This window comes from endosymbiont of Riftia pachyptila (vent Ph05), assembly GCF_000224455.1.
GTDB classification, from domain to species: domain Bacteria; phylum Pseudomonadota; class Gammaproteobacteria; order Chromatiales; family Chromatiaceae; genus Endoriftia; species Endoriftia persephonae.
In genome coordinates, this window is sequence record NZ_AFOC01000098.1 from 1 (window position 1) to 11,994 (window position 11,994).

Consider the following 11,994-nt stretch of genomic DNA (forward strand, 5'->3'; position numbering starts at 1 on the left):
CCGGAGGTGAGGGTGTGCAAGCGGCTCTCCAGGGCTTTGCGTTGTTGCAGCAGGGCGGCCAGCCGCGGTGACTGTTGCACGGCTCGTGCTGTGCCACTTGCTCTGTCGCCGACCGGGATCGACTGGTCGCTGGGGCCGGGCGCGGGATTGTGCTGCAGATCCCGCCAGGTGCGTCCGGGCATCGGTCAGCCTCCAGGGGCGGGTGAACTGGCTGCGATCATGGCGCGGATGCGCTCCTCGAGGAGCGCTGGCGCCGGCACCGGCACCAGTTTGGTGCGCATCAGCGAGCTGCCTTCGGCCGAATACTGGTATTTCGATGCATAGCTTGCGCTGACGGTGGAGACGCGCATCTTCGCCGAGGCGGAGAAGAACCCCACCTTACCTTTTACACTGGCGTTCACCGTGGTGGACGAGCGGGAGATGTTGGTCTCTCGTGACATGGAGATTGACATCTTCAGCTCGATCATGGTGTCGACAAACTGGTAGAAGTTGGGGGTGAAGCCAAGCTCCAGCAGGCTGTACTGGTTGCCGTCGCCGAGTGGAACCAGCAGCGTGCGCTCTGGCCCGCTGGCCGAGGGGGCAGGCGCACTGCCATCCTCGGGCTCCTCGTCTGGCTGATACCCAGCCATCATTCGCGCGATCTTCATCGATACCAAATCAAGCTCATACTGTGCCTCGGCGATGCCGACGCCGAGGGTCTTGACCATCTCCGGGAAGGGTGCATTCAAAAGGTCTGTTCCGACGCTCATCTATCACTCTCCGTTGTTTGTGAGGTCCAGCAGATTCAGTTGTCGATCAGCTGGGTGTGTCGAGCCCCAGTTCCGTGCGTTTCTTCTCCAGGCTGGCCTGGCGGCGTGCCTCTTCGTTATCCATCAGGCCGCGGATGCGCTCCTCCAGCATTGGTGGAGGCGGCACCGGGCTGAGCTTGGTGCGCAGTAGGCTGGCCCCCTCGGCGGTGTAGGAGTATTTCGAGGCGTAGGTGGCATCGACCTGGGAGGTGGAGACCTGGGTGCGGTTTGATGAGGAGCGACTGGTGCCCCAGAAGCTGCGCTTGCGGCGGTGGGAGCCGGTGCGTTCAGTCTGCATGTTGCTGCGGGTCCGGCTGTATTCGCGGGTGCGGGTGATCTTGATCGCGATCTTTACCTCGATGATGGTGTCGACGAACTGGTAGAAGACCGGTGCGAAGCCCAGCTCGAGCATCGACAGGCGGGTGGGGACGCGGATCTCGCTATCATCGGTGACCGGGTTGCCCTCCACATCCTTGTCGATCTTGTCGAGGATCTCGTTCAGCTTGATCACGTCGGCACCCATGGTGCCGGTCAGGGCATCATCGACGGCGGCAAAGGCGCGGGCCTCTTTCATGGTCATGTATTCGTAGCCAAAGAAGACCCGGCTGTCGTCGAAGGAGACATTGCCCTCCTCATCGTAGACGGTGGTTAGGCCGCCCATCATCTCCGCCACGTTGATGGAGTTCTCGTCGAGCTGGTACTGCCCCTCGGCGATGGCGAAGGCCATCTGACGGATCATGTCGCCCATCGGGACGTTTAGCAGTTCCTGTCCTATCGATGCCATGTCAATTCTCCTTTCTCTATGGAGCCATGCGGATCTCAGGTGATTGGTTGCTCATACTGGCGTTTGAGAAGCTGGTTGAAGATGTCGGGGGGCGGCAGTGAGACCAGCCGAGCGGCGATCGAGCTGGCGCCCTCGGTGGAAACGGAGAACTTGCGCGCATAGGCGACGTCGATGGAGGCGGCAGCCATGAAGACCCCGTAGCTTACTCCGGCTGTCACACCGACCTTCACTGAAGTCTCGGTGGTTTCGGTCATGGTGAAACTCAGCTTCGCCTCCACTGTCGCCTCGGTGAAGGCGTAGAAGCTGGGCTGAAAGCCAAGACTGAGCAAATTGTAGCTATTGTCGCCGATCTCCACCTCGGTCTTGGACATGAGCTTGGCGACTTCCACCGAGTTGGTGTCGAGGGCGTACTGTGCCTGGGCGATGGCCAGCCCCAGTTTTTCGATGATCTGGGGCAGTGGTGCGCTGGCCAGCGCGCGGGTGACCGGAGGAGTCTCTGCCATGATCGCCCCCTTAATCCTGCTGTTTCAGGAAGTCCTGGATCGTCTCTAGAAACTGCGGCGGCGCCGGGATCGAGACCAGCCGGGCGGAGATAGAGGAGTTGCCGGTGACGTTCATCTCGAACTGCCGTGAGTAACGCACGTCGAGCGAGGCTCCCACTGCAACGGTGCGATTGCCACTGTGCTGCCGGGTCAGGTTGGAGCTGCGGGAGCGGGAGAACTGCTCGGTCACCGTCACCCCGCTGCTTCCCGTCAGGCTGATCTGCCGCGTCGTGGCGGTCACCAGGGTCAGGCGGAACTTGTCTCCATCCTTACTGACCGTCACCACGTTGCCGGCCGCCGAGCCCTTCAGGCCGGCGCTGGCGCTGGCGTTGATGTCGTCGGCCAGATTCTTGGCGTAGGCTTCCGGGCTGCCGGTGGCATGCCCGCTGACGGCACTGTCGCGCAGCGGGAAGTCGGTGCCATCGATGGTCACTTTGTTGCCGGTGAGGGCGAGCGGGCTCGGCTTGTAAAGGTAGATGAAGCCGTTATCAGCACTATTGTCGCCAACCTTGTTGGGCTCGACGGTGTTGAGGTTGGGGCCGCCACTGCGAGCATAGACGAACAGCCAGTGGTGAGTGCGGCCGGGGGTCTTGATCTCGACCTTGCGGAACGCCTGGTTGTTCTGCCCGACTGTGTCGCCCGCCTCGGCGGCGGCAGTATCGCCGCGGGAGGGGGTGAGGGTGATCAGAGCTGGCGGTGCACCATTGGCCAGCAGAATATCCCGCACCTCCCGAGCACGATTATCACCGAGTTGGCGGTTCAGCGTGTCCGAGCGGGCGCGGTTGGCGTAGCGTTGGCGGTCTGCAAAGCCTTCGATGGTGATCTGGAAGTTCATCTGTTTCATGGCGAGCGCCATGCGCATCAGGCCGAGCAGTTGGGCGTCGGGTACGTCATGCTGTCCGGTCTCGAAGAAGGTGCGGAAGAGCACTGCGTCTGGTGCGTACAGTCCGTGTCGTATCCTTGCGCCTCGATCTGGGTCTTTACATGCGCCGCGTAGCTGGCCAGTGAACCCTGAGCGGTGCTAGTGGCGCTGGTTGCAGGCGAGTCGTCGAGGGTGTAGACGGTGTCAGCATCGGTGCCGATCCGCAGGATGCCGCTGTCGAAGCCACCGGAGAGGAAGGCTACGGTATTCGCGGTGACCTGCACCTTATCTGCCGCAGCATCAGTGGTGATGGTCAGGGGGGATGGCTCAAGCTGATAGAGCACCCGGCGATCCCGGCGCTGTCGCTGCTGGTGAGGGCATTCTGCAGGTTGCGGACGCGTTCCCGGGGTGAGGTTCCGGTCAGTGGGAAGTTCTGCCCACCGACGGTGAGTACGCCGCTGGAGGCCGAGGTGATCTCTACATTGGCCTGGCGTGTTTCGGTGCGGCTGCTGGAGCCGCTTTCACTGCTGCTCTCGCTTTCGCTGCTGCTGCCAGAACTCGTCGTGGTGTCGTTGAGCGATCCGCTCAGATTCAGACCCAGGCTCAGGTTTTTTTCGACCCGCAGGCTCAATTGCAGCGAACAGGTGATGTCTGCGTGTTGGTAGTGGTAGAAGGCTGGTGAGAGTCCTAGGTCGAGTAGGGTTTTACCGCCCAGCCCTTCGCGTGGCTCGATGAACTCGGCGATCTGATCGACCGAGTTTTCGTCTAGTGCCTTCTGTGCCTCGGCGATACCGAGCCCGAGGCTCTTGATAAACTCGGCGACACTGGCATCGGCCAATACCTGCCCGGGTGTCAATCCATCGTAGTCAGCCATGGTCTTCTCCTTTGCAAAACGGGCGATGGGTCACCCGGTCAGGGCCTTTGCGGGGTCAGGGACTGCACTCTGTGGGGTGGATGAGAGAGGGGTTGCACGTCTGCCATCGACCTGATCAGGACGCACCACGAAATAGTGGTGGCGCTGCTGGCTGCGCAGGAGGCGCGCCTTGTCGATGCTGAAACCGCGCCTGAGCCAGCCGAGCAACTCTTCGCTGAGTGGCAGCACGCCGGCGCCGGCGTGCTCGCAGGCCTTTTGTAGCGCCTCGCGCCCGGCCTGCGGATTGCCGCTTTTTAGATAGACCAGGCCGAGCCGCTCCAGCACCGCGCCGTGGTCGCGGCGGTGCAGACTGCTGTGCAGGCCAAGTTTGGCATAGTGGGCATCTGCATCCTGGCAGAAGCGGATGATCTCGTCATAGGCATCGGTCAGCTCCAGGCTCTCCAATACACACTGGGTGTAGTGGCGGAAGAAGACCTCCGGTGCCTTGGCGGATACCGCCAGGCGCAGCGCCTCGCGATAGTGCTGTAGGGCCTCGGTGTGGTTGCCCTTTAGTGCCAGCAGCTTGCCAGCCTCGGCTATCGACAGGTGCAGTTGATGGGCGCTGGGGGTGTTCATCAGGCAGCCTCAGCGAAGGCGATCTGCGCGCCAGCGTCTTCCAGTGCTGCGCGCAGGATGCGAGCCTGTAGCTCCGGCATCACGCCGGGGATCTGAAACGGTGGCCGGGGCAGGTTGCTGCCCGGCTGGTGGAGGCCAAACCCTTCCAGAGTTCGTTGTAGTACAGCCTGGTCGGAGAGGGAGAGTACCTGCAGCCCGAGGTTCTGGAAGGTGATCAGTTCAGCGTGCAGCGACAGTCCCACCGCGTCGAATGCGGCCATGCGTTCGCGATCTCGGCATGGGGGATCGCCTCCAGCAGGGTGATCGGCGGTGAGCGAAACACCGCTTCGGCCAATTCTCCGGGACACCGGCCAGCTGCTCGAGGGCTGCGAGCTGTTGCGGAGTGGGATCATCACTGCCCTGCGACTCCTGCAGTACCAGGTCGAAACGCAGGAAGTCACGGTTGACGATGCGCAGCAGGCCGCTGGCCTGATAACGCTGCCAGAGCGTCTGGGCGGTGGTGTGGTCGAGATCGGTGGCGATCAGCCCGCTGTCGTCTATGGTCGGGATGCCCGCCTCTGTGATCGCTTCGATGATGCGTGTGCGCACCAGTGATGGGCCATCGGCCAGGAACAGGTGGTAGTGGGCTGTCTTAGGTTGGGATGAGACGATTGCAACGCCATCCCCCATCTGTTCGGCAAAGGCGCGTACCGTGGCTTCACTGACGGAACCGAGCACCACCCCAGGTGGTGACATGATCATGTTGCTGGCATCTGCCTCAGAGAGGCCACCGAAGTTGGCCAGGGTGGTTACCGCATGGGGAAGTTGCCGGGCCTCTGTGATGTAGATCGCGACATCGTAGAGCGGGGCGAGGTCTGGTGCGGCGCTGCTGGTGGGCTGCAGCTCGGCGTCGTAGCCGATCTCGCTGAGCAGTGCGAGCATCTGCTGGGCAGTCGGCTTATCGATCTGGTCGACCAGTATGGCGGGAGCACGGTAGAGGCGCGAGATGACGGCGGCGGTGGGTAGACCGAGGCCCTTGGCGAGTGCGGCGGCGGTGGCTGGTGGTGCCGAACCGACCGACTTGATCAGGATGCGGTAGTGACGGGCTTCACCGGGGTGAAGCGTCCCTTGAGTCATCTCAGCCATCTTTGGCCCCAGTTGGGATTGAAAATCGCCTAATTGGGAACTCTAGGCCAAAGATTGGGAACTTCAAGCCCGATTTTCGAGTGGGTTTTTTTGACCTCAGTTTGCCAGGACGGGCTCGAAGATGGCGACTTGGTTGCGTCCGCGTTGCTTGGCGGCAGCCATGGCGAGTGCGCTCTGCTGTAGCAGTTCTTCAATCTGACGGATAGCTGGATCGGCGCTGGCGATTCCGACGCTGACGGTCAATCGCAGCCGCTGGCCGGTGTCGATCCGCATCTGCATCTGTTCCACGGCGCGACGGATGCGCTCTGCCGCTCGTTCTGCCTGAGGTATTTTTGTCTGCGGCAGGATGGCGAGAAACTCTTCGCCACCGATCTGGCCAAAGGTGTCCAGCTCCCGCAACTCTCTGGTGAATATGCCCGCCAGCTGTTTCAGGACGCTATCGCCGGCGGTGTGTCCAAAACTGCCGTTGACCCGGTTGAGGTGATCGATATCAAACAGGGCAACGCAGAGCGGGGAGCGATATCGGTGGTGGCGGCCAAGCTCCTTGCGCAGGATCTCCAGGGTGCAGTGACGGTTCAGGATGCCGGTGAGGATGTCTGTGGTGTTGAGCTGACGGAGTTTATGCTCGAGCTGGTTTCGCTCTGAAAGTTGCTGGTTGAGCGTATTGGTCTGGGTGGCCAGGCGGTGTTGCAGGCGGCGATTGGCGAGCAGGGTTGTCAACGTAAACAGGATGCCAAGCAACGCAACGGCGCGCAGGAAAAACTGCTGTTCGGGCCACCACTGGGCATGTTGCAGATCAATGGCGCGACGGTAGAGGGCGTGGGTCTCTTCCGGTGTAATCGAATCGAGCCCCTGTAGGATGATGCGCGTGAGCTGGGGCCAGTTGCTGTCGGCCAGTTGCTGGGATGGGTCTGCAGCGCTGGGGAACTGGTCGGCGCGGTGGTTGTTGGGTTGTCCGCTGGTGCTGCCGGGCGGGAGCAGGGTTGCTGCAGCAGGCAGTGCCACCAGGCTCAGTAGCAACAGTAACAAGCTGCGAAGGCTGGGCGGCAGCCGGGCTGGTGGTGCGTTGTTCTCCATCTGCAATCGCTCCTCCGGTTTTTCGGAGATCGTTTCATCGTTGGCCCGGTCTCCTGAGGTGGGCTTTGCTTGCGCCGTTTTGACTTCCCTGTGGGCTGGTTTGTTCTACCCCTAATATCAGAAATGGGGATGCGCGGCCAGCGGCGGTCGTGCAAGGGTGATCGGCCACACAATGTGGAATGGGCAGGCAGGGTACCTGCAAAGCTGGGCGGATTTAAAGGGAAGTCGATAGAGGTCGATAGTTGATAGGTGAGTGATGCTTTGATCGGGTGACAGCTCACGAGCCGGGCTAATTGGTATCTACCCGCGGGACTACAGTGTAGAGAGAAACATGGCAGAGAGTGCAGATAAACGGGATGTTGATGCCGCACGTCTACGTGTGCTGGTGGTCGATGATGATCCTGATAGCGTTGCTGAAGTGACCGTCTTGTTGCAACAGATGCAAACGGATCTCTCGGTTGTCTGTGAGAGCGTGGAGTCGGTCTCGGATGCACTGAAACGGATCCGTGATGTCCATTTCGACATCATCATGCTCGATATTGGCGTCGCCGATCTACCCTCTCCGCAGGCCATAACTGAGTTGCGTGGTGCCTTCTCCTATGCGCCGATCATCGCCATGAGTAAATATGCAGATGATTCTCTGGCGCTTGAATGGGTGCGGGGCGGAGCGGATGACTGCCTCTACATGGGGGTGATGACCAGCCAGATCTTCAGCCGGATCGTGAACTATGCAATCCTTCGCTCCCATACCTATCGAGCCCTGCACCAGCGCAGCCGCACCCACCATGTGCTGAACGCCCTGTTGCGCTTGTCGCAGAAAGCGCTGCCGTTGGAGCCGATGCTGGAGCAGGCGCTGCAGATTATCCTTTCGGCTCCGTTTGCAGAGATCCAGCATCGTGGCGGGATCTTTCTGGCTGACGAGTCGGCCCGCCAGCTGCGACTTGTGGCACAGGACCAACTCAATCCAAAGATCCAGTCGCTCTGTCAGGAGGTGGAGTATGGTCATTGTCTCTGCGGGATGGCGGCTGAACAGCGCAAGCTGCTGTTTGCCAGCTGTGTTGATGAGCGCCATACGATCGGTTTTGATGGAATGCAGCCCCACGGTCACTACAATGTGCCGATCATGTCGAAGCAGCGCCTGCTGGGCGTAATCGTGCTCTATCTGGATCATGGTCATCGCCGCAGCAAAGAGGAGGAGGAGTTTCTCAACGGCGTGGCCGATACCTTGGCAGGTATCATCGAACGGATCAGAACCCAGCAGCAGCTGGTCCAGGCTCATGAGCAGAATAGTCGCCTGCTGGCCTCCATCAATTCGATCCTGATCGGGGTCGATAACCATGATCAGATCACCCACTGGAATCAGGCTGCAGAGGCGGCTTTTGGTCTCTCTGCACAGGAGTCCGTGGGGCTGCCGATCGTCAAGAGCCGTATCCCCTGGGACTGGGCGGAGGTGACGCGCAATATCCTCATCTGCCAGAGTGACCACAAGCAGACCCGGCGCTTTGACGTGCGTTACCAAACCCCCCGGGGGGGCAATCGCCTGCTTTCGGTTTCAGCAACCCCGTTTATCGATGCCGCCGGTGCGCAGGCCGGTTATCTGTTGATCGCCGATGATGTGACCGAGCAGAAGCAGCTCGACAGTGAGGTGCAGCAGGTACAGAAGCTGCAGTCGATCGGTCAGCTGGCGGCGGGTATCGCCCATGAGATCAACACCCCGATCCAGTATGTGGGGGATAATGTGCGTTTTCTGCAGGACTCCTTTAACGATCTGGCTGAAGTCATCAGCGATAGCCGTAAGTTGTTGGATGAAGCGGGCAAAGGCAAGGTTGAGCCAGTCAGCGTGGCGCAGCTTGAAGAACGTATTGAAGAGGTTGATCTCGACTATCTTCATGAGGAGATCCCCGCCGCGATTTCGCAGTCCCTGGAGGGCATCGATCGGGTTGCCAAGATCGTGCGGGCGATGAAGGAGTTCTCCCATCCGGGGGCGGAGGAGAAGAGTCTCACCGATATCAACAAGGCGATCGAAAGCACCGCCATCGTTACCCGCAACGTGTGGAAATATCATGCTGAACTGGAGATGGACCTCGACCCCGGGATGCCCGAAGTGCTCTGTTTCCCCGGCCCCTTCAACGAGGTGATCCTGAATATCATCGTCAACGCGGCCCATGCGATCACCGAGAAGCTGGGTGAATCGAGTACCGAAAAGGGGGTGATCCGGATCACCTCGCGGGCGGAAGGTGACTGGGCGGTGGTGCGCATCAGTGATTCTGGCACCGGTATCCCCGAAGCGGCCCAGGCGCATGTCTTCGAGCCCTTTTTTACCACCAAGGAGGTGGGCCACGGCACCGGCCAAGGGCTTTCGCTGAGTCACCGCATTATCGTCGATAACCATGCTGGTGAGTTGAACTTTGAAACGCGTGCTGGCGAGGGCACAACTTTTATCGTGCGTCTGCCGCTGAGTTCAGATGCCAGTTAGCTCTTGATTGAGGTGGGGATGAAAAAACATATCCTGTTTGTGGATGACGAACCCAATGTCTTGGCCGGGCTTAGACGTAGCCTGCGCACGCAGCGAGCAGAGTGGCAGATGGCTTTCTGTGACGGTGCCAGGGATGCCCTGGAGCTGATCGATCAGACCCATTTTGATGCGGTGGTCACCGATATGCGGATGCCGGGCATGGACGGTGGTGAGCTGCTCAACCGGCTGGCGGAAAAACATCCGGATACGGTGCGGATCGTGCTTTCCGGTCACTCTGATCAGGAGACCATCATGCGTTCGGTGGGGCCGGCGCATCAGTATCTCAACAAACCCTGTGAGGTCGATGTCTTGAAGCGGGTATTGGCCCGGGCTTTCTCCTGCGTGAGTTGCTGGGCAGTGAAAAGATCAAGTCGCTGATCTCTGGCATGCAGTCGCTGCCGAGCATGCCGGCGCTCTATATGGAGATGATGCAGCTGTTAGCTGATCCGAATGTCTCTGTGCGTCAGGTGGGAGATCTGATCGAACAAGACCCGGCGATGACCGCCAAGACCCTGCAGCTGGTGAACTCCGCCTTTTTTGGCCTGGGGCGGCATGTCTCCAGCCCCCATGACGCGGCTTCGCTGCTGGGGCTCGATATCCTCAAGTCGCTGGTGCTCTCGATCGGCATCTTCAGCCAATACGATGATATTCGCTTCCCGGTAAAGGGTTTTTCCATCGAGGCGCTTTGGCGGCACTGCTCACGGGTTGGAGGGTTGGCGCGGCAGATGGCTGAGGCGGAAGGCGTCGCTAAGCAGATGGCGCAGGATTGCCTGCTGGCCGGGCTGCTGCATGATATTGGCAAGCTGATCCTGGCAGTGAATCTCCCGGCTGAGTATCAGCAGATGCTTGATGCTGTCGCCGCCGAACCGGATCAGGCCGATGCTATTGAGCAGGCAGCATTTGGCACCAGTCATGGGGCCGTGGGTGCCTATCTGTTCGGTCTGTGGGGTCTGCCAGAATCGGTGGTGGAGGCGGTGGCTTTCCACAATCACCCGGGGCAGCAGCGGGAGGTAGTGTTCGGTGTGTTGAGCCTGGTGCATGTGGCCAGCGGGCTGGTCAATCAGGCCAGTCAGGTGAAGTCGTTAGCGAATGCTATCGACCTGGAGTACCTTGCGGCGGTGGGCAAGGAGGAGCGGCTGGAGAGCTGGGCAACACTGCTGGATGAGGCCGATCCCTGATCTGCTTCAGGCGAGTTGCTCGATGGGCGCAGGTTTGGCAAAGAGGTAGCCCTGCAGATAGTCCACACCAATCCCTCTCAGGATTTGTGCGATCGCCTCATTCTCCACCCGTTCTGCGATGGTCTGTTTGCCCATGGTGTGGCCAATCTCGTTGATTGATTGGACCATCGCCCGGTCGACCAGATCTTGATGCAGGTTGCGCACGAAGCTGCCGTCGATCTTGAGAAAATCCACCGGAAGGTTCTTCAGATAGGCGAAAGAGGAGAGGCCAGTGCCGAAGTCGTCGAGTGAGAAGCGAAAACCGATCTCCCGCAGCGCCTCGATCCATTCGCTGGCTAGTTGGAATTGTGCGATGGCGGCGGTTTCTGTGACTTCGAAGCAGATCTTCTCCGCTGGAATCGCGCTCTCCCGGGCGCAGGCCTGAATGAAGTCGAACAGTCCATTGTCGCCGATCGAGAGCCCGGAGAGGTTGATCGCACAGTGGCCTAACCGTTGCAGGATATCTGGGTGGGCTGCCAGCCAGTGGAAGCAGTGTTCTATCACCCAGCGGTCGATCTGCGGTGAGAGGTTGAAGCTCTCGGCAACGTTGAGAAAACTGTCGGGCGGGATTATCTGGCTATCCTCTCCCTTCATCCTCAGCAACACCTCGAAATGGGATGTCTGATCGGTTCGCGTCATGCTGGGCACTATGGTCTGCTGGTAGAGCAGAAACTGCTCCCCGTGCAGTGCCTGCTCGATCCGGCTGACCCACTCTGCATCGTTGAGCCGACTGGTCAGTTCGCTGTCCTGTGGGCTGCTGACATGGATCCGGTTGCGTCCTGAATCTTTGGCGACATGGCAGGCGGTCTCTGCCATGGCCAGTAGCCTGGAGGCAGACTCGCTCGCCTGGTTAACCGGGATCAAGCCGATGCAGAGTGCGATGTTGAACTGTCTGCCCTCGCAACGGAATGGCTGGCGGGTGAAGAGGTCGTGCAGCTCATGGGCGCGTGCTTCCGCCTCGCTGAATGGGCTGTCGATAAGGAGAAATCCAAAGCTGTTGCCAGAAAGACGCGACACCTGATCGCCGTTGTGAAAGTAGGCGGCGAGGATCTGCCCGATATGGCGCAGCAGTTGGTCGCCGGCGGCGAAGCCGCAGTTGTCGTTGATTAGATGGAAGTGGTCCAGGTCAAGGAATCCCAAGGTGTGTTGGCGTTGCTCCTGGCGAGCCGACTGCAGCGCCGAATCGAGTGAATGGTGAAATGACTGACGATTCGCCAGCCCGGTGAGCGGGTCGAAATGGGTCTGATAGGCAAGTTTGTTGTTGAGCTTCTCAATCTCCGCAATCTGCTGCTGTTGGTGCGTCTTGCGTTTGTGCTGTTGGGTGTGGATCTTCAACCCTTCATCGAAGGCCGCCGCAATCGTGTCGGAATGACAGGGCTTGGTGAGGAACTGCACCACCCGTCCCTGGTTGAGCGCATCGACCGCAGTCTGCTGGTCGATATTTCCGGTCAGCATTAGACGTACCGTCTCCGGGCTTAATTGTTGCACCCTTTTCAGCAGTTCGATGCCGTCCATCTCCGGCATGCGCATATCGGTCAGGATGACCGCAAACTGCTTCCCCTGGCGGATCAGTTCAAGGGCGCGTTTGGCGCTCT

15 protein-coding genes are annotated in these 11,994 nt (G+C 60.1%); 3 read left to right on the forward strand and 12 right to left on the reverse strand.

The window, feature by feature from the left end:
• The 11 genes from RIFP1SYM_RS13465 to RIFP1SYM_RS13510 all read right to left on the reverse strand — a co-directional run.
• Positions 1-182: hypothetical protein (locus RIFP1SYM_RS13465; RefSeq protein ID WP_039960524.1), on the reverse strand; the 182-nt coding region annotated here is incomplete at its 3' end.
• A gap of 3 nt (positions 183-185) precedes the next feature.
• A complete protein-coding gene (locus RIFP1SYM_RS13470) occupies positions 186-749 on the reverse strand; it encodes a hypothetical protein (RefSeq protein ID WP_005965674.1) in 564 nt (187 codons plus the stop codon).
• Positions 750-795: 46 nt separating this feature from the next.
• Entirely contained in the window at positions 796-1,572 is a 777-nt protein-coding gene (locus tag RIFP1SYM_RS13475) for a hypothetical protein (RefSeq protein WP_005965676.1), read from the reverse strand.
• A gap of 35 nt (positions 1,573-1,607) precedes the next feature.
• On the reverse strand, positions 1,608-2,075 hold the full coding sequence (locus tag RIFP1SYM_RS13480; RefSeq protein ID WP_005965678.1) for a hypothetical protein: 468 nt from the start codon (positions 2,073-2,075) through the stop codon (positions 1,608-1,610).
• A gap of 10 nt (positions 2,076-2,085) precedes the next feature.
• The gene (locus tag RIFP1SYM_RS13485) at positions 2,086-3,042 is read right to left on the reverse strand and encodes an OmpA family protein (RefSeq protein WP_039960526.1); all 957 of its coding nucleotides are present in this window, start codon (positions 3,040-3,042) and stop codon (positions 2,086-2,088) included.
• Positions 2,976-3,320 carry a hypothetical protein gene (locus tag RIFP1SYM_RS17555; protein WP_005965682.1) on the reverse strand — a complete coding sequence of 115 codons (345 nt, stop codon included), beginning with the start codon at positions 3,318-3,320 and terminating at the stop codon, positions 2,976-2,978. Before RIFP1SYM_RS17555 ends, RIFP1SYM_RS13485 begins: the two co-directional genes overlap by 67 nt.
• Complete coding sequence (locus tag RIFP1SYM_RS13490) at positions 3,290-3,850, reverse strand: hypothetical protein (protein WP_005965683.1); 561 nt, start codon at positions 3,848-3,850, stop codon at positions 3,290-3,292. The genes RIFP1SYM_RS17555 and RIFP1SYM_RS13490 overlap by 31 nt, the downstream gene beginning before the upstream one ends.
• 30 nt (positions 3,851-3,880) lie before the next feature.
• Entirely contained in the window at positions 3,881-4,465 is a 585-nt protein-coding gene (locus RIFP1SYM_RS13495) for a peptidyl-prolyl cis-trans isomerase (protein ID WP_005965685.1), read from the reverse strand.
• The gene (locus RIFP1SYM_RS13500; protein WP_039960528.1) at positions 4,465-4,725 is read right to left on the reverse strand and encodes a hypothetical protein; all 261 of its coding nucleotides are present in this window, start codon (positions 4,723-4,725) and stop codon (positions 4,465-4,467) included. The genes RIFP1SYM_RS13495 and RIFP1SYM_RS13500 overlap by 1 nt, the downstream gene beginning before the upstream one ends.
• Positions 4,685-5,590, reverse strand: coding sequence for a hypothetical protein (locus RIFP1SYM_RS13505; RefSeq protein WP_005965689.1), 906 nt, complete (start codon positions 5,588-5,590; stop codon positions 4,685-4,687). The genes RIFP1SYM_RS13500 and RIFP1SYM_RS13505 overlap by 41 nt, the downstream gene beginning before the upstream one ends.
• Positions 5,591-5,686: 96 nt before the next feature.
• Positions 5,687-6,667 carry a GGDEF domain-containing protein gene (locus RIFP1SYM_RS13510; RefSeq protein WP_006474313.1) on the reverse strand — a complete coding sequence of 327 codons (981 nt, stop codon included), beginning with the start codon at positions 6,665-6,667 and terminating at the stop codon, positions 5,687-5,689.
• Positions 6,668-6,998: 331 nt separating this feature from the next.
• Here RIFP1SYM_RS13510 and RIFP1SYM_RS16585 point away from each other — a divergent pair, with 331 nt between their 5' ends.
• Genes RIFP1SYM_RS16585 through RIFP1SYM_RS13520 form a run of 3 tightly spaced genes read left to right on the forward strand, consistent with a single transcriptional unit; the run spans position 6,999 to position 10,360 of the window.
• Positions 6,999-9,143 (forward strand): ATP-binding protein, encoded by a 2,145-nt coding sequence (locus RIFP1SYM_RS16585; protein WP_005965693.1) that lies wholly within the window; start codon positions 6,999-7,001, stop codon positions 9,141-9,143.
• An 18-nt stretch (positions 9,144-9,161) separates the two neighbouring features.
• Positions 9,162-9,560: a response regulator gene (locus RIFP1SYM_RS16590; protein WP_050798772.1), complete on the forward strand. Its 399-nt coding sequence runs from the start codon at positions 9,162-9,164 to the stop codon at positions 9,558-9,560.
• On the forward strand, positions 9,530-10,360 hold the full coding sequence (locus tag RIFP1SYM_RS13520; protein WP_005965696.1) for an HDOD domain-containing protein: 831 nt from the start codon (positions 9,530-9,532) through the stop codon (positions 10,358-10,360). The genes RIFP1SYM_RS16590 and RIFP1SYM_RS13520 overlap by 31 nt, the downstream gene beginning before the upstream one ends.
• 6 nt (positions 10,361-10,366) lie before the next feature.
• On the opposite strand, the gene RIFP1SYM_RS13525 is transcribed toward RIFP1SYM_RS13520, so the two are convergent.
• Positions 10,367-11,994 (reverse strand): GGDEF/EAL domain-containing response regulator (locus tag RIFP1SYM_RS13525; protein WP_050798773.1); only part of this gene is annotated, 1,628 nt, incomplete at its 5' end.

Bases quoted from the DNA above. Each gene is read 5' to 3' on its own strand.
- RIFP1SYM_RS13470 (WP_005965674.1), bottom strand. From the start codon at position 749: ATGAGCGTCGGAACAGACCTTTTGAATGCACCCTTCCCGGAGATGGTC.
- RIFP1SYM_RS13475 (WP_005965676.1), bottom strand. From the start codon at position 1,572: ATGGCATCGATAGGACAGGAACTGCTAAACGTCCCGATGGGCGACATG.
- RIFP1SYM_RS13480 (WP_005965678.1), bottom strand. From the start codon at position 2,075: ATGGCAGAGACTCCTCCGGTCACCCGCGCGCTGGCCAGCGCACCACTG.
- RIFP1SYM_RS13490 (WP_005965683.1), bottom strand. From the start codon at position 3,850: ATGGCTGACTACGATGGATTGACACCCGGGCAGGTATTGGCCGATGCC.
- RIFP1SYM_RS13495 (WP_005965685.1), bottom strand. From the start codon at position 4,465: ATGAACACCCCCAGCGCCCATCAACTGCACCTGTCGATAGCCGAGGCT.
- RIFP1SYM_RS13500 (WP_039960528.1), bottom strand. From the start codon at position 4,725: ATGGCCGCATTCGACGCGGTGGGACTGTCGCTGCACGCTGAACTGATC.
- RIFP1SYM_RS13505 (WP_005965689.1), bottom strand. From the start codon at position 5,590: ATGGCTGAGATGACTCAAGGGACGCTTCACCCCGGTGAAGCCCGTCAC.
- RIFP1SYM_RS13510 (WP_006474313.1), bottom strand. From the start codon at position 6,667: ATGGAGAACAACGCACCACCAGCCCGGCTGCCGCCCAGCCTTCGCAGC.
- RIFP1SYM_RS16585 (WP_005965693.1), top strand. From the start codon at position 6,999: ATGGCAGAGAGTGCAGATAAACGGGATGTTGATGCCGCACGTCTACGT.
- RIFP1SYM_RS16590 (WP_050798772.1), top strand. From the start codon at position 9,162: ATGAAAAAACATATCCTGTTTGTGGATGACGAACCCAATGTCTTGGCC.